Here is a 15,929-nt window from a genome sequence, read left to right on the forward strand (position 1 = left end):
CGGTCACATCAGCCCCGCCGCGGCGCCGTCGATGCCGAGCAGTTCGTGCAGCGCCTCCGCGCCGTCCGGCGTGAGGCGAACGGCCCGGCCGCTGCCGATCCGGCGGACCCAGCGGCGCTCCAGCAGGCGGTCGCAGAGCCGGGCACCGGCCGTGCCCGCGAGATGCGGGCGGCGCTCGGTCCAGTCCAGGCAGCCGCGGGCCTGGGGCCGGCGCCCGGCGCGCAGGGCGGCCGGATCGATCCCCAGGCCGTCGGTGAGCCAGCCGCGCCCGGCGTCGGTGAGCGCGAAACCGCCGGACTGGTCGACCAGCCCGCGTGTGGTCATGGCGTCCGTGATGGCCACGCCGAGCCGCCCGGCCAGATGGTCGTAGCAGGTGCGGCCGCGTGCGAGCGCCGCGGACGCCCCGGCGGCGCGCAGCCCCCGGGGCGGGGCGGTGGGCGGGTCCAGGTGGGCGGTCAGGGACTCGATGAGCTCGGCCACGCGGGGGCTCGCGAGCCGGACGTACCGGTGGCGGCCCTGGCGGTGCTCGACCAGCAGCCCGCCCTCCGTCAGCCGGGTCAGGTGCTCGCTCGCGGTCGACGGGGCGACCTGCGCGTAGGCCGCCAGCTCGCCGGCCGTCCAGGCCCGCCCGTCGATCAGCGCCAGGCAGAACACGGCCCGGGTGCGGTCGGCCAGCAGTCCGGCCAGCCGGGCGAGCTCGGTGCCGTGGGCCAGGCCGTCGGCGCCGGCCGGGGCGTTCGCCGGAGGGTGTGTCATACGGTCCATTGTCCGCCGTGACACTTCGGCGGCGGCCGAACGGAGCCGCGCCTACGGTTCGCGTATGAGCCGTCCGAGCCGTCCGAGCCGTCCGAGCCGTCCGAGCCGTCCGAACAGCCTGAGCCGTACGAGCCCGCCGGGCCCCGCCGCCCCGGCCACCGCCTTCCGTGCCCTGCACCGCGGCGGCGAGCCGCTGGTACTGCCCAACGCCTGGGACGTCGCCTCGGCCCTCGCGCTCGCCGACGCCGGGTTCCCGGCCGTCGGGACGACGAGCCTGGGTGTCGCCGCGGCGCACGGAGAACCCGACGGGCAGGGCCTGGCCGGGGTGCGGGACGCGACGGTGGCTCTGGCGCGGCGGCTCGGGGACCGGCTGCCGTGCCCGTACACGGTCGACATCGAGGGCGGATACGGCGGTGACGGGGACGGGGCGGCCGACCGGGTGGCCGACCTGGTGGCGGAGCTGGCGGCGGTCGGAGCGGCCGGTATCAACCTGGAGGACGGGCTCCCCGGTGGCGAAGGGCTGCAACCCGCCGCCCGGCAGGCCGAGTTGATCGTCGCGGTGAAGGAACGCGCGCCCGGTGTCTTCCTCAACGCCCGGATCGACACCCACTGGCTGGTGGACGCGCCGCCTCCGCTCTCCGCCGCGCTCGACCGCGCCGAGACGTATCTGGCGGCGGGCGCGGACGGCATCTTCGTGCCGGGTGTCGTGGCGGACGACGAGATGTCCGCCCTGGTGTCCGCCGTCCCCGCGCCGTTGAACATCCTCTTCGCGCCCGGGCGCCACACCGTCAGCCGTCTGGCGGATCTCGGCGTACGCCGTATCAGCACCGGCTCGTTGCTCTTCCGTACGGCCCTGGGGGCCGCCCTCGCGGCGGCGGAGTCGGTGCGGTCGGGAGAGGGGCAGTCCGGGGAGCCGGGCGGTGCCGGCGTGGTGGAGTACGCGCAGGTTCAGCGGCTGCTGGAGGCGGGTCAGGCGCGCTGCGCACGGCCTTCCCGGCGCGCACCGGCCGGTCGGGCGGACCGGGCCGGGTAGCCCTCGTGGCGGCGGCGGAGGACGGCGACACCCACGCCCGCGGCGCCGAGTGCGCCCATCCCGCCGATGAGTCCGGCCCTGGGCAGGTGCCCGATCCTCTCGGCCACGCCGGCCAGTCCCTTGTCCGGCAGCATGATCTGGGTCCGGCTGCCCGCGGGTGCGGTGGAGTCGGCGGCGACGGCGGCCCCGGCGGGAAGCACCAACGCGGCCAGCGCGCAGGTCGCGACGGCGACGGTACGGATCACGGAGCGGCGCTGGGCCGGCATGGGTACTCCTCGTCGGGGCGGCTCGGGCCGCCCTGGGGGTGCGGCGTCGGTCACTACGCTACGGAGCGTCCTTAACGGCGACCCATACGTTGTGTAACAGTCACCAAGATCTCTGCTGTAGGTCGTGTGACGCGGCCACCTTCGGTAGCTTGGTCAAGCTATGCCTTATATCAAGCTATGCACCATAAGGGGCATAGCTGGCGTATGTGGCGCATTGCGTGAGGTGTGGAGGCGAAGGGTGGCGGTGCCATGCTGCGGTCGCGGTGGCGCTCCCGCCCTCCTCTGACCTCCCTTGCCGCCCTTGTCTCCCTTGCCGCCCTGGCCCCGCTCCTCGGCCTGCTCGCGGGGTGCGCGGGCGTGGAAGGGCCGGAGAGCGAGGGCCGGGCGCGGGACGTCAAGGCCCCGCTCGCCCTGTGGCCGGAGTATTCGCCCGCCCCGCCCCGCCGTGAGGAGAACCCTGCCGCGCGCAAGCCCGTACCGGGCCTCCCGCGCGTTCCCGGCGGCAGCATGGCGGCCGCGGACCCGCTCACCGTCCTCGACGCCGACATCTCCGCGGGCGGCGGCACCCCGCCCGCCCCGAAGGCCGTGCGCCGCCCCGTCCTGCACGACCTCACCGCCGACGGCAAGCCCGACCTGATCATGGCCGTCGACTTGGATCCTCGGAACAGCGAGCTGCGCGTCTACAGCGTCCAGAAGCAGGTCGTCACCCGTGTGCTGGTGCTGCGCGGGGTGCTGGCCGGGGTCGAGCTGGCGGCGGGGCACCTCGTCATCCGCGAGCCCACCAAGGACCCGCGCTACGTCAGCGTCACCGACTACACCTGGGACAACGGCGAGCTGGGCCTGTGGGATCTCACCCTCGACGACGCCAGGACCCCGCAGACCCCCTCGCAGCACCCGACGCCCACTCCCGCCTCCGTGTCGTCGCCCGCCTCCGCGCCCGCTTCCGCCTCCGTGTCGTCGCCCGCCTCCGTGCCCGCTTCCGCCTCCGTGTCGTCGCCCGCCTCCGTGCCCGCTCCCGCCTCCGTGCCGTCCCCCGCCTCTGCGTCGTCGCCCGGGGCGGGTTCGTGAGGCGTCCTTCGGTGTCCCTCCGTTGGAAGATCGCGCTGACCGTGACGGCGGTGTGCTGTGCGGTCGCGGCCGTCCTCGGGGTGCTCGTGCACAACGCGGTGGCCCGGCAGACCGTCGGCCAGGTCCGCAAGGAGACGCGTACGGACCTCGACACCGCGCTCGTCCTCTTCGAGTACGGCACCTCCCGCGAGGGCATCAACTCCGTCCTCGACCCCTCCGAACTGCCGCCGCAGTTGCGCGAGTTGGTGCGCCGAGGAGATCGGGGCAGCATGGTCGGGACATATCGCGGGCGGTCGGTGATGTGGGCGGCGGCGCCCGCGGGCGATCAGATCCTGGCCGTGTGGTCGCCGTACGGGAGCACCCGGCGGTCCCTGGACTCGCTCGATACGGCGATCCTCGGCTCGGCCGTCCTGGCCGCCGCGGCCGTCGCACTCGCCGGGCTCTTCCTCGCCCACCGCATCAGCCGGCGGCTCGGCACGACCGCGGCGGTTGCCCGCCGCATCACCGCCGGCGATCTCGACGCGCGGGTCGGCACCAGCCGGGGCTGGAAGCGGCGGCGCGGCCCCGCGGGCCACGACGAGGTGGCGGCGGTGGCCGCGGCGCTCGACTCGGTGGCCGGGTCCCTGCAGAGTCGCCTCCAGGCCGAACAGCGCTTCACCGCCGACGTCGCCCATGAACTGCGGACGCCGCTGACCGGCATCCTCGCCTCGGCCGAACTGCTGCCGGAGGGGCGCCCGAAGGAGATGATCAACGACCGACTGCGGGCGCTGCACCGGCTGACCGAGGACCTGCTGGAGATCTCCCGGCTGGACTCCGGCACCGAGCACGCCGACCTCGCCGCCTGCGAACTCGACGTGCTGGTCACCCGAGTGGTGCGCGCCACCGGCCTGGACACCGAGGTGCGGATCAGCGCCGACGCCGAGGGGGATGCGGTCGTCGAGACGGACCGCCGCCGCCTGGACCGCATCGTCACCAACCTCGTCATCAACGCCCACCGGCACGGCCGGCCCCCGGTCGTGGTCACCGTCAGCGCATCGCCCGACCACACCCTGGCCGTCGAGGTGCGCGATCACGGGCCGGGCTACCCCGACGAGCTGCTGCACCACGGCCCGCAGCGCTTCCGTACCGACGCCCCCGACCGCGGCAAGGGGCACGGTCTCGGCCTGACCATCGCGACCGGCCAGGCCGCCGTCCTCGGCATCGATCTGCGCTTCGCCAACGCCCCCGACGGCGGCGCCCGCACGACGATTCACCTGCCGCGCCCCCCGGAGTTGGGTCCCTGACAGCCCCTGACAGCCCCTGACAGCCCCTGACGGCCCCTGACAGCCCCCGGCACCCCCTGATGGCCGCTGACGAGACGGTCACAGGTTCGCCGATGGTCGCCGATGGTCGCCGTTGATCACAGGTTGTTCACCGGGGATCGCCGGTGGCCGCCTGGGACCGTCAGGGCTGCCGCCCAGCCGCACTCGCCCCTACCAGTCGATCTCCGCGTAGGCGTCGTCGTCCGGCGCCGGCCCCTCCCGGTCCTCCGCCGGCGGTTCCTCCCACTCCGGCTCCGGCGCGTGCGCCGCGTCATCCGCCCCCGCCGGAGCGACACCCGCCGGACGGGCATGCGCCGGAGCGACACCCGTCGGACCGGTCTCCGGCGGTGCCGCGCCGTCCTCGCCCGCCAGCACGCCGAGGATCTGCTCGCCGTACTTCGCCAGCTTGTTCTCGCCGACGCCGTTCAGCGTGCCCAGCGCGGCCGTCGTCGCCGGGCGGGCGGTGGCGATCTCCCGCAACGTGGCGTCGTGGAAGATCACATAGGCGGGCACACCCTGCTCCTTGGCAGCGCGGCCCCGCCAGGCCCGCAGCGCCTCGAACACCCCCAGCGCCTCCGCGGGCAGATCCACCGGTGCCCGCTTGCCCTTCGCTTTGGACTTCGCCGCGCGCGGTGCCTTCTCCGGCTCCCGCCGCATCGGCACTTCGCGCTGACCGCGCAGCACCTCGCCGCTCGTGTCGGTCAGCACCAGCGTGCCGTAGTCCCCCTCGACGGCGAGCAGCCCCTGGGCCAGCAACTGCCGCACCACGCCGCGCCATTCGGCCTCGCGGAGGTCGTCGCCCACCCCGAAGACGCTCAGCCCGTCATGGTCGAACTGGATGACCTTCGCGGTCTTCCGCCCCATCAGGATGTCGATGAGCTGACCCGCCCCGAACTTCTGCCGCCGCTCGCGCTGCAGCCGCACGATCGTCGACATCAGCTTCTGTGCCGGCACCGTGCCGTCCCAGGTCTGCGGCGGGGCGAGGCAGGTGTCGCAGTTGCCGCAGGGGCCGCTCTCCTGCCCGAAGTACTCCAGCAACCGCACCCGCCGACACTGCACCGTCTCGCACAGCGCGAGCATCGCGTCGAGATGGGCGGACAGCCGGCGCCGGTGCGCGTCGTCCCCCTCCGATCCGTCGATCATCTTGCGCTGCTGCACCACGTCCTGCAGCCCGTACGCCAGCCAGGCGGTCGACGGCTGGCCGTCACGCCCCGCGCGGCCGGTCTCCTGGTAGTAGCCCTCGACGGACTTCGGCAGATCCAGATGCGCCACGAACCGCACGTCCGGCTTGTCGATCCCCATCCCGAAGGCGATGGTCGCGACGACCACCAGCCCTTCCTCGCGCAGGAACCGGGACTGGTTCCCGGCGCGCGTACGGGGGTCGAGCCCCGCGTGGTACGGCACCGCGGCGATGCCGTTGTCCACCAGGAACTGGGCGGTCTTCTCCACCGACGCCCGCGAGAGGCAGTACACGATCCCCGCGTCCCCGGCGTGCTCGTTGCGCAGCAGCTCCAGCAACTGCTTCTTCGGCTCGCTCTTCGTCGCGATCCGGTACTGGATGTTGGGCCGGTCGAAGCTCGCGACGAAATGCCGGGCCCGGTCCATCCGCAGCCGTGCGCTGATCTCCTGGTGCGTCGCCTCCGTCGCCGTCGCGGTCAGCGCGATCCGCGGCACCTCCGGCCAGCGCTCGTGCAGCATCGACAGGGCCAGGTAGTCCGGCCGGAAGTCGTGCCCCCACTGCGCGACGCAGTGTGCCTCGTCGATCGCGAAGAGCGAGACCTTCCCCCGGTCCAGCAGGCTCAGCGTCTGCTCCACCCGCAGCCGCTCCGGCGCCAGATACAGCAGGTCCAGCTCCCCGGCCAGAAACTCGGCCTCGACCAGCCGCCGCTCCTCCAGATCCTGCGTCGAATTGAGGAACCCGGCCCGCACTCCCAGCGCCCGCAGCGCGTCGACCTGGTCCTGCATCAACGCGATCAGCGGCGAGATGACGACCCCCACACCGCTTCTGACCAGCGAGGGAATCTGATAGCACAGCGACTTGCCGCCGCCGGTCGGCATCAGGACGACCGCGTCCCCGCCCCCTATGACGTGCTCGATGATCTCCTGCTGACTGCCACGGAACGCGTCATAGCCGAACACCCGGCGCAGCACCTGCACCGCCTCGTTCACGTCCGAAACGCCTTCCGCATCCATGTCCTCGACCACTTCCACGTCCGCCAGTGCCATCCCTGAAGCGTACGAGCTCGGCGGGCGGTGCCGCTGAGCCTGTGGATAAACCGGCGCCCCGCCCCGAGAACATCCATCACGGCGCCGTCGCGCCTGCCGGCCTCGCACCCACGGGGACACGGGCGGCCCCTCGACGAGTCCGCGCAGCAGCCGGGAGACGGACACGACCGTCGGGGCGGCGGGCAGGCACCTGCCCGCCTGTGACGTGACACACAAAGGGCGCAGGCGGACGAGCCGCACGGCGCCCGGAGAGGCCGCCGTCGTGAGCCGGTACCGTCGGGCCATGGAGTCCTCACCCGCCGCCCTGGTCCATGAATTCCACCGTGCTTGCGGGCTCGCCGCGCACGCCACGCCCACCGAGGTCCCCGCCGAGCTGGCAGCCCTCCGCCGCGACCTGCTGATCGAAGAGGCCCGGGAGGTCGCCGAGGTGTCGGTGGGCGCCCCGCTCGACCGGCTCGCCCACGAGCTGGCCGACCTGGTCTACGTGGCGTACGGCACCGCGCTGACCCACGGCATCGACCTGGACGAGGTGATCGCCGAGGTCCACCGCGCCAACCTGTCGAAGCGCGGCCCGGACGGCCGGGTCGCCCGGCGCGCGGACGGCAAGGTCCTCAAGGGCGGGAACTACCGCGCCCCGGACGTCTCGGCGGTGCTGCGGCGCCAGGGCTGGCCCGCCACTGGCGGAGAGTCGGTCACGGCGGACGGCGAGGCCGGCTGAGGGAGTTGGCCACCCGGCCCGGCCGACCTTAGGTTCGGCCCCATGACGACTGAAACCGTCCGCGTCGAGCGGCTGCTCCAGGCCCAGGCCAACGCCGAGGCACTCTTCGAGGAGGTCGTGGCCCGCGACCTGGTGACACCCGGCCAGAGCGAGCGCGAGGTCAGCGACCGCATCCGCGACCTGGCCAACGAGATGTTCGGGACCACCCGCCACTGGCACAAACGCATCGTGCGGAGCGGTCCCAACACGCTGATGCCCTACCGGGAGAACCCGCCCAACAGAACCATCGAGGCGGACGACATCGCCTTCGCGGACTTCGGCCCGATCTTCGAGGAGTTCGAGGCCGACTTCGGACGCACCTATGTCCTCGGTGACGACCCCGTCAAGCGACGGCTGCGGGACGACCTCCCGAAGATCTTCGTGGCCGGCCGAAAGGTCTTCGAGGCCGACCCGGACATCACCGGCAAGCAGCTCTACGCGCAGGTCGAAGCCCTGGCGGCGGACGCCGGCTGGACCCTGGGCGGCTGGCACGCGGGCCATCTGGTCGGCGAGTTCCCACACGAGAAGATCGACGGCGCCGACATCGAGTCGTACATCGCCCCGGACAACGACACCCCGCTGCGCCGGACGGACAAGACGGGCCGCCGCTGCCACTGGATCCAGGAGATCCATCTCGTCGACACGGAGCGGGGCTTCGGCGGCTTCTACGAGCAACTGCTGGACCTCGGCTGACACCGCCCCGCCGCAGCCGCCTCCCGGGCGCGCCCGCCACCGGGAGCCGGCCGCGGTACGGGGCACCCTCAGGCCCGGGCGGGCCGGTAGTCCCAGAAGCAGTAGGCACAGGCGCCCCGCCCCTCCGCCCGCGCCGTGGCCAGCGGAATGCGGCGCGGGCTGTGCAGTTCCATGCCGAGACGGGCGGCGTATTCCTGCCCTTCCTGGAGGGCCTTGCAGGCCGAGGAACGGTGGAAGACCTGGCCCTGAGCCGTGGTGTGGACGAACTTGGTCAGGCCCTGAGGGACGGGAGCACAATCGACGCACTGCTGGACTATCAAGTCATGAACGCATCGCTCATCCATCACCCCATTCTAGTCGTCATCGCCACCTAAATCCCCTGAAAACAAGGGCAGTTGCCCATCTTCGCGGTGTCTGCGCGGCCGCGATGGCCCGGCCCGCCGGAGCCAACTGTCACGACTCCCCGCTGCTCGCCCCGGCCCTGGACCGTCCGGACGGCCTGGGACCGCTGCCGGAGGACATCACCGTGCACCTGGACGCTGGCTACGACTCGGACAAGACCCCTGTCCTGCTCGACGAACGCGGCCTGCGCGGTCGCATTGCACACATGGGTGAGAAGGCGCCGATACAGGCAAGTCAGAGGTGGCATGTCGAACGGACCCATGCCTGGCAGAACGCCTTCCACCGTCTCGCCCGCTGTTACGAGCGTCGGGCCACCGTCATCGACGCCTTCTTCGACCTGGCCGACACCATCATCACCGTGCGTAGTCTGATCCGTCGGGCATGGACGACCCACCGCTGGGACGAACGCCCGAACCGCCGCCCATGAGCACCCTTGTCTGCGCGACCTCTTCATCCCAAGGTGCACTGTTCCTCGTACGGTCGGAGCCGTGCGTGCGGTCAGAGACCGAGCAACTCCGCGAGGGTGCCGCCGAGGACACGATCACGCAGCGCACCTGGTCGAGTCACTCGTTCGACGGTGGCGCGGGCGAGAACCGGGTCGCCGTAGGGTGCGTCTGAACCGAACAGTGTGCGGTCGGGCACCTCGTTGATGGCCAGTCGCACCGCGAAGATGATGTTCGCTGTCGACAGTTCCAAGTACATGTTCGGGGTTTCCCGGACCAACTCGATAGCCTTCAACCAGTTCATTCCGCCGAGTTGGCCGATCACCAGGGGGACAGTGGGGTGACGGCGCGCGAGACCGGCCAGGGTCGCCAGGTCAGCCGCCGTGGTCGGCGCGAACCCGTGCACGACAACCGGCAGCCCGCCGTGATCGGCGGCTGCCTGCAGAACCGGCTCGATCTGACCGGCCCCATCAGGTGGCGGGGTCAGCTCACCGATGCCCCGAAAGCCCCGGCCGACGACCTCCCGCTCGACGTCCGCCGCTATCTGCTGGGCCGGCATGTCCAGGCGTACCTTGCCGAAGCCGATGAAGCGCTCGGGGTATGCCGCGCATGCCGAGTCGAGTTCCCGCCACGCGGCCTGGTAGCTGTCCGGACCGTTGGACCGTCCGCTGACCGTCTCGTCCAGCACCCTCATCTCGCGCCGGAACGAGGCCAGATCGGTGGCCCGTTCGGGATGCGGCCGGGTGCCGAACAATACGGCGCGGTCGACTCCTGCCTCGTCCAGCAGGGCGATGTGGCTGCGCACGGGATCGTGGACATGGCTGTGCGCGTCGATAATCAACGAATTCTCCTGGTCATGAACGGCGACGGCGGCGGAATACGGCCGCTGGGCCCAGTGTTGAACGTTGGCACCGTGGCAAGGTCAAGCCGAGCGGAGAAACGAGGGGCGATGCTGATCGGGCAGTTGGCCAAACGCACCGGGACGAGCGAGCGCCTGCTCCGGTATTACGAACGTGTCGGCTTGCTCACCGCGAACCGCCAGGCCAACGGATACCGCGATTACGACGACGCCGCCGAGCAGACGGTCGGGCGGATTCGCGCCCTGTTGGCGGCCGGGTTGTCCACCAACCTGATCCGGCAAGTGCTGCCCTGTGGCAACGCGGACGGCTCGCTGCGTCCGTGCCCTGGAGTGCTGGACAAGCTCCGAGCCCAGCTCGCTCACCTGGACCAGCGCGCGAACGAGTTGTCGCAAGCTCGGCAGACCCTGCGACAGGCGATTGCGGCCACCGAGCAGGTCGAGTAACCACGGCCCGCGCAGCCGCTGCCTGAGAATGAGAAGGCTGCCAGGGCAGCAGCGCCGAAAATCGGTCCCGCAACGGTTCGATCAGCCAGGTCCCCCGGTGATCACAGAGCGTGGCAACTCCGTGATCATCAAGACCTGTGCTTGCTTCCTTTTGGGTTGCCCCACGCCTATCTGCGCGACCTCCTAATCGGCAACGCTGGCGGAGATCTGGTAGTCAAGGCACGGATCGGGCGGCCCGCAGTGCAGGATCTCCTCCACTGCGGGCCAGACGTCGAGGGGTACGTCGTAGCAGTAGGTCATCCAAGGGTCGTCGGCATCCGGGGTGATCACTTCGCGAAGCGCGACGATGTGCTCCCGGCTGATGGTGTGCTGGGTGCGCAGGAACTCGTCCTGCTTGCTGAAACCGTCCAAGGTCCACACGACGTGGGGTACTTCCTCGATCATGGAATTCCACCTGATGGGGCTGCCACATGCGGACGGGCGCACTGCGTCGGTGAACCGCAGTCGGCGGTCCGTGGCTCAGGAAGCGAGCAGCTTTCCCGGCAGCTTGATCTTCTTGGCGGTCGGCGACGAAGGAGCGACGAGCGCCGCCGCGTCTTCCGAGAAGACCAGCCAGCCCTGCTTCGTACGCTGAATGCCTTCCGCGTCCATCAGCCCTGACAAGGTGGCGCGGTGCGTCTCCTTTCCCGACTTGGCGTCGAGCGTGATGAGACTTTCGGTGCCCTTGTGGAAGACCGCGGCGGTGATCGTGTCCCCGTCCACTGCCAGCTGGTCAACGCGGCCTCCGTCGGCGGTGACCACTGTGGTGTTGCCCGTGCGGTCCACCGAGAGCTTGCCGGAGCCCGTCGAGCTGCCGCCTCCGGCCTTGGCGGGGCCGGCCAGCACCGGGTGACCGTCGTCGCAGGCGAGTTGCTGGACAGCGAAGCCCTTGGGAGCGGCGGACTCGTTGTAGACCGTGCCATCGAGCAGGTCAACCGTGCTCACCCGTGTCTCGCCCTTGTTGTCCTTAGCGTCCCGAGTCAGGCACAGCGAGTCGGACGTGGGGCTGGAACCGGCGAGTGAGATGGCGCCCGGCAATTTCAGGGTGCGTGCGGTGGTCCACCCACCGGACTTCCGGACCAGCACCGCGCTGCTGTGGCCCTTCCACTTGTCGCCGCCCTTCCCTTCATCGGCCGGCCCGGGGACGGCGGCGACGAAGCTCTTCGCCGGGTACAGCCCGTGCAGAGGCTCGACACCTGCACTCTGGCCGGCGACGGAGTGCTCCTTCTCGTCGAGCTGGTACAGCCGGTCGGGCTTGCCCCCCTTGCGCGGTACGGAGATCACCCACTGGCCGTTGGCGAGTTCGGCTATCTGAGGGGCGAGGGTGTCGTCGTCGTCCGCCTGTGACGGTACGACCGTGAGCGCCTCCGCCTTCCCCTTCTTCGGGTTGACGCCGACGACCGTCAGCTGGCCACCCACCTTGGCCAGGGCGAAGGCCTGGGCCCCCTTCCAGTCCGATCCGAGGTCAACGCCGCCGGGCTCCGCGGTGCAGGCCGTGGTCATGACGGCGGTCAGCAGCGCAACGGCCGCCAACGACATCACGCCACTGCGACGTGCGGGCCTGACGCGGGCCGAGGTGTGGGGGGTGTGGGGCCTGTGCACGGGTTTCCAGTCCTTCATTGCATCGGTGTGGGCAAGCACTGCTGTACGCCGTGCCGGCGCCAGCACGCCGACTACGACTACGACTACGACTACGACTACGAGTGTGACTACGACTACGAGAGTGACTACGACTACGACTACGAGTACGAGCAGCCCGGGCAGCATCAGCGATGTGCCGATGCTGGGGGAGGGGAACTGCACCGTCGACATAGGTCGTCGACATAAATCGTCGACATAGGGGGCGGGGCGGTCCTCATGGCTGCGCAGCACCGCGGCTCCTGCGCTGCTCAGGCCGGCGCCCGGCACCGTGCCGAGCACTGCGGCGGTCACCCCGGCCAAGGCCATTTCCACGCGCGAGCGCCATCAGCGGCTCCGTAACCCCGGGGCGCCTCCGTGAAGCATCGGGGCACAGGCATCATTCGATCTGAAGGGCGACCACCCGCTGCGCCGCCGAGCGCTGCCTGCTCCTCTCGGAGCGGCGATGAGCAGTCCGGCGCTGAGGTCGGCGGTCGCCACCGCACCCTTCATAAAACGCGAACGAAAGTTTTCTTCTTCATTGATCCCCAGTCCATGTGGGCGCACATGGACGTACTTTCCCCGATTTCCCCGTTGAGCGCCCGGTTGGTCCAGCGGACACCAATTAGCCCTCGTGGTCAGCGAGAGCGCCAGGTGATCTTGCCAGTCAGGTGAGCGACGAGTCAACTGGGCCGGAGCGCCGCCAATTGATTCACCTGGCGCAATGCTGGATTCGATGGGCTAACGGTTCATTGCGCGACCCTTTCGCCCGTGGGGGCGAGTTGGAGATGCTTGACGGTGCCGGCGGACTGGCCGATCTCCTGGCAAAACCAAGGGCACGGAAGCGGCCGGTACGGGTCGCGACGAGCTATCAGCACCTCGTCGGCAGGCGATCAGGAGATCGCCGATCACGTCGACCGGCTGGTCAACTGATCAAGAAAGCGAAGAAGTCAAAGCGCCCCAGGGGAAGGGGAATCGCCCCAGGGAGGCGACACCTACTGATCTGCCACGGATCGGATCTGCGCGACCCCTGCGGTGGCGTGATCCCGACCGGAGAACGATTGAGGCCCAGGCTTCCGGTTCTTCACCGAATGGCCCGGGCCCTCGTCGTACCCGTCGCATAAGCGGCGCATGGTGCCCCGGCAGGATTCGAACCTGCGGCACCCGCTTCAGGGGGCTCTGGTGAGGACGGCACTGACCTGGGCAGGGCCCACCCTGCGGGATGACGAAGCCGACTGCCCGCCGAAGTCCACGGCTCTCCCGCCGAGCCCTTGCCATCTGGCATTGCCCGGTACGACCGTGACTCATCGTCCGATCTGCCATGCGTCTGGCTCACGCTGACCAGCACTGCCTTAGGAGTTCGGTCCAGTTCCCGCTGTCACATTGCGCGGCGCTGGTTCCGTAACGTCGGTCTGTGTGCCGGAGCGTATCGAGATGCGTTGGCGTTCCGCCTCGGTGGTGTCGAGCGTGGATGTCGGCATCGCTGCGTTACTCCACCGGTTGCGATGCTGCTTCACACACTCCAGATCGATGACGTGCTGAGGATGAGTATTCAACATGCCCACCTCTTCGCCGGCCCGGATGACGCTGAGGTCGTCGCCGAGGACGATGGCGCCGGAATCCAGCATCACGTGACAGTTCGGGCAGAGGCATAGCGCATTTCCAGTTGCGTCCGGACCGTTGTGTGGGCTTTCCAGCGACCGGATATATGCACCTTCGCTGTAGCTTCCGCCCGGCACTTCGATACGTACGCTGCAGAGCTGGCAGCGGTTGTCGTGCCACTCTCTTACCTGGCGACGTACAGAACTGCTTCGCACGATTCGCTGCACAGCAGCGGGCACTCGTTCGGACTTATTGGCCACTGTTCTTGTCCGTGCATTAGCGCGTTTAACTTTGGACTCCGTCAAAACCTCAAGCGTTTCCTGCTGTTGCGTTTTCGGTAGCGGAGTACCCTCACACGCTTCTAGTCGAAATTGCCATATCAAGAAGCCATCTAGGCTGGTCTTGCTGCCGTAGCTAGTCACACGATAGAGGCCGTCGTATCGGTAGCCCTTGCTGGGGGCATAGGGCGACCCGCTCTGCCAGCCACGGATAACGCGGACAGGGAGTCCGTCGAGGCAACTGGTTACCAGGGCTGCATTGCCGGAGTCGTCCAGGGACTGGTCGCTGATCTGGTTGCCGGCCTGATCTTGTCCACCATGGCCGGTATAGATGATGACTTCGCCATTGTCCTCGTCGTCTTTGTAACCGCCGGAGATGACGATGGACTCTGCGCCAGTCTTCCTGGTTCCACAGATGCCCGCTTGAAGAGGGCGATGCACCCCCGCATCGTGTGCCTGGCGCCGCGTGCTGAAGTGGTGGCCGGGCTGAATGTTGGACACTTCGCTCATGGAGCGGGGTGGAACGGCTCGGCGGCGTTTGGTAAGTATGAGGTTTCCTGCAGCGTTGATTGCGCGACGCTGAGGTCGAGGAAGCCCACGTGAGATGAGGGCCAGCTCCACCTCTCGGAAAACCTCATCCAAGGTGAGCGATTCTTCACCCTGCAGTGCCGCCAACAGAGCATGGGTGAAGGCTGTGTATTTTGCGCCTGTCGGCGCGTATGCGGTTGCGTTCGCTGTGGTCGAGGTCATTGTGTAGGTGCCGGCGACATCGATTTGTCCGGTGATCGCTCCGCGACTGTCCGACATCGCCTCGAACGCGCGACCTGAGAAACAGCAGTCCAACACGAGTATACGAATGGCCGCGGGGCTGGTTGCGAGCTCCTCGCGGAGCGCGTCGAAAGGGAGCGCTGTCCACCGCAATTGATCCGGATTCGTGGAGGACAAGGACAGATAGAGTCGGCCGCGATCATCGACCAGGCCGTGCCCGCTGTAGTACACGAACAACACGTCTGTAGCTTCCGCACTACGCGCGAGAGCTTGGCCGATTTCCGAAGCGGATGAGGGATCGCGAAGAAGCGTGCAGTGCTCGGCAGTGAGAGAGCCGGTTGTTGGGCCGGTGAGCGCCGCCCGAATGCCCTCTAGGTTGCCTGAAACGGCTGGTATGGATGGCAAGCCATCCGCCTCAACGAAGTTGCTGGCACCGATCAGTACTGCTCGCGACCGGGCCGGATCGAGGTAGCGAGTCACGCTCCTTCCTCCGTGTGCATTATGCGCTCTATTTCTCTCGTGAGCGCTTGGGCGTCGACCCGCTTGGCGTCGACTTCAATGCTCTGTCCATTGCGGGCAGTTACTGTGAACTTGACATCCGAGCGACGCTGCGAGATCCATGTCGTCAATGAGCTCGCCAACGCGGCCCCGATGCCTCCGGAGCCGAGGGCTACGGTGAGTGCATCGACCAACCCACCCATCTCGTCTGAGCCAATTGGGGCACGCTCCAGCCGAACCAGCCCGCGCAGTGCATCGTCCCCCTGCAACCAAGCAAGCAGGGAACGCAGTTCGTCAGCTCCGTTGTCAGTACGGAGCCGCAGCAGTTGAGAGTCTCGATATACCACGTGCCTATCTTGCCGGGTGCCAATTGAGTGCGCATCAGCTTCCGCCTGGGCAGCACGAAAAATCCGGGGAGCGTTACTCACCGTCGCCAGGGGTGCGCGAACGGTAATTTCGTTAGGGGCCGGCGTGCGACACATCGCTGATGTACGGGCGCGGCGCAAACGCGTTCGCCACCTACCCTGGCCTCGCCCGCGCCAAGGGGCAGAACCACATCTGGCTGCCATTGGCAGCCCTCGAGGGCGAACAGACCCTGGCTGAACGCGGCGCGCCCCGCAGTGAGAAGGTGACAGCGCGCTTGGGATGGCGCTGCTCGTCGACCTGATTGAGGAGTCTGGTGCGCATCTTCTCGGTCTTGGGCCAGGTCTCGGCCTGCTAGGTGAGGCGGATTTCCCTCTTCGTGAGCGGGCCGAGGCCGGGATCGCGGCGCTGACCTGGGCCGGACCCAGCCCCCCGCGGGATCACCAAGCCAGCTGCCCGCCAGAGTCCCCCGCTGACCGGCCGTGCCCCTGCCATCTGGCACGGATCTGGCACGGA

The 15,929-nt window shown here is 69.2% G+C and carries 16 protein-coding genes, 1 tRNA gene and 1 pseudogene; 8 read left to right on the forward strand and 10 right to left on the reverse strand.

The annotated features are described in order from the left end of the window. Window positions 1-3 precede the first annotated feature (3 nt). Window positions 4-756 carry a helix-turn-helix domain-containing protein gene (locus tag ACGFML_RS22035; RefSeq protein WP_393546098.1) on the reverse strand — a complete coding sequence of 251 codons (753 nt, stop codon included), beginning with the start codon at window positions 754-756 and terminating at the stop codon, window positions 4-6. A gap of 64 nt (window positions 757-820) precedes the next feature. On the opposite strand from ACGFML_RS22035, the gene ACGFML_RS22040 reads away from it, so the two are divergent. Continuing rightward, a complete protein-coding gene (locus ACGFML_RS22040) occupies window positions 821-1,789 on the forward strand; it encodes an isocitrate lyase/phosphoenolpyruvate mutase family protein (protein WP_393546100.1) in 969 nt (322 codons plus the stop codon). Here the strand turns inward: ACGFML_RS22040 and ACGFML_RS22045 are convergent. Then, complete coding sequence (locus ACGFML_RS22045; RefSeq protein ID WP_393546102.1) at window positions 1,726-2,055, reverse strand: hypothetical protein; 330 nt, start codon at window positions 2,053-2,055, stop codon at window positions 1,726-1,728. The two genes, ACGFML_RS22040 and ACGFML_RS22045, sit on opposite strands and share 64 nt — an antisense overlap. Window positions 2,056-2,304: 249 nt before the next feature. On the opposite strand from ACGFML_RS22045, the gene ACGFML_RS22050 reads away from it, so the two are divergent. Both ACGFML_RS22050 and ACGFML_RS22055 read left to right on the forward strand, forming a co-directional pair. Then, window positions 2,305-3,123, forward strand: coding sequence for a hypothetical protein (locus tag ACGFML_RS22050; RefSeq protein WP_393546104.1), 819 nt, complete (start codon window positions 2,305-2,307; stop codon window positions 3,121-3,123). Continuing rightward, window positions 3,120-4,406, forward strand: a complete 1,287-nt coding sequence (locus ACGFML_RS22055; RefSeq protein WP_393546106.1) for a sensor histidine kinase — start codon at window positions 3,120-3,122, stop codon at window positions 4,404-4,406. Before ACGFML_RS22050 ends, ACGFML_RS22055 begins: the two co-directional genes overlap by 4 nt. A gap of 189 nt (window positions 4,407-4,595) precedes the next feature. Here the strand turns inward: ACGFML_RS22055 and recQ are convergent, their stop codons facing one another. Continuing rightward, window positions 4,596-6,650, reverse strand: a complete 2,055-nt coding sequence (recQ, locus tag ACGFML_RS22060; RefSeq protein ID WP_393546108.1) for a DNA helicase RecQ — start codon at window positions 6,648-6,650, stop codon at window positions 4,596-4,598. 283 nt (window positions 6,651-6,933) lie between these two features. On the opposite strand from recQ, the gene ACGFML_RS22065 reads away from it, so the two are divergent. Together ACGFML_RS22065 and ACGFML_RS22070 are read left to right on the forward strand one after the other, a co-directional pair. Then, a complete protein-coding gene (locus ACGFML_RS22065) occupies window positions 6,934-7,368 on the forward strand; it encodes a MazG nucleotide pyrophosphohydrolase domain-containing protein (RefSeq protein WP_393546110.1) in 435 nt (144 codons plus the stop codon). A gap of 42 nt (window positions 7,369-7,410) precedes the next feature. Then, a complete protein-coding gene (locus ACGFML_RS22070; protein WP_393546112.1) occupies window positions 7,411-8,100 on the forward strand; it encodes a M24 family metallopeptidase in 690 nt (229 codons plus the stop codon). A 68-nt stretch (window positions 8,101-8,168) separates the two neighbouring features. Here ACGFML_RS22070 and ACGFML_RS22075 read toward each other — a convergent pair whose 3' ends face one another. Beyond that, a complete protein-coding gene (locus tag ACGFML_RS22075; RefSeq protein WP_393546114.1) occupies window positions 8,169-8,444 on the reverse strand; it encodes a hypothetical protein in 276 nt (91 codons plus the stop codon). Between the two features lie 95 nt (window positions 8,445-8,539). Between ACGFML_RS22075 and ACGFML_RS22080 the strand changes: the two are divergent. Beyond that, window positions 8,540-8,929: pseudogene (locus ACGFML_RS22080) on the forward strand (transposase); the annotation flags it as partial. Window positions 8,930-9,000: 71 nt separating this feature from the next. Here the strand turns inward: ACGFML_RS22080 and ACGFML_RS22085 are convergent. Further along, on the reverse strand, window positions 9,001-9,786 hold the full coding sequence (locus tag ACGFML_RS22085) for an amidohydrolase family protein (RefSeq protein WP_393546116.1): 786 nt from the start codon (window positions 9,784-9,786) through the stop codon (window positions 9,001-9,003). Between the two features lie 108 nt (window positions 9,787-9,894). Here ACGFML_RS22085 and ACGFML_RS22090 point away from each other — a divergent pair, with 108 nt between their 5' ends. Then, window positions 9,895-10,248, forward strand: coding sequence for a MerR family transcriptional regulator (locus tag ACGFML_RS22090; protein ID WP_393546118.1), 354 nt, complete (start codon window positions 9,895-9,897; stop codon window positions 10,246-10,248). A 183-nt stretch (window positions 10,249-10,431) separates the two neighbouring features. Here the strand turns inward: ACGFML_RS22090 and ACGFML_RS22095 are convergent, their stop codons facing one another. Together ACGFML_RS22095 and ACGFML_RS22100 are read right to left on the reverse strand one after the other, a co-directional pair. Then, a complete protein-coding gene (locus tag ACGFML_RS22095) occupies window positions 10,432-10,692 on the reverse strand; it encodes a hypothetical protein (protein WP_393546120.1) in 261 nt (86 codons plus the stop codon). A gap of 75 nt (window positions 10,693-10,767) precedes the next feature. Beyond that, entirely contained in the window at window positions 10,768-11,889 is a 1,122-nt protein-coding gene (locus ACGFML_RS22100; protein WP_393546122.1) for a hypothetical protein, read from the reverse strand. On the opposite strand from ACGFML_RS22100, the gene ACGFML_RS22105 reads away from it, so the two are divergent. Then, entirely contained in the window at window positions 11,884-12,114 is a 231-nt protein-coding gene (locus tag ACGFML_RS22105) for a hypothetical protein (RefSeq protein ID WP_393546123.1), read from the forward strand. The genes ACGFML_RS22100 and ACGFML_RS22105 overlap by 6 nt on opposite strands. 922 nt (window positions 12,115-13,036) lie before the next feature. Here ACGFML_RS22105 and ACGFML_RS22110 read toward each other — a convergent pair. The 3 genes from ACGFML_RS22110 to ACGFML_RS22120 form a co-directional block, all read right to left on the reverse strand. Further along, a tRNA-OTHER gene (locus ACGFML_RS22110) sits at window positions 13,037-13,114 on the reverse strand. Window positions 13,115-13,256: 142 nt separating this feature from the next. Further along, entirely contained in the window at window positions 13,257-15,032 is a 1,776-nt protein-coding gene (locus ACGFML_RS22115) for a YDG/SRA domain-containing protein (RefSeq protein ID WP_393546125.1), read from the reverse strand. Beyond that, window positions 15,029-15,619, reverse strand: coding sequence for a hypothetical protein (locus ACGFML_RS22120; protein WP_393546127.1), 591 nt, complete (start codon window positions 15,617-15,619; stop codon window positions 15,029-15,031). Before ACGFML_RS22120 ends, ACGFML_RS22115 begins: the two co-directional genes overlap by 4 nt. Between the last annotated feature and the right edge of the window lie 310 nt (window positions 15,620-15,929).

Source organism: Streptomyces sp. NPDC048650 (genome assembly GCF_043199095.1).
Taxonomy (GTDB): domain Bacteria; phylum Actinomycetota; class Actinomycetes; order Streptomycetales; family Streptomycetaceae; genus Streptomyces.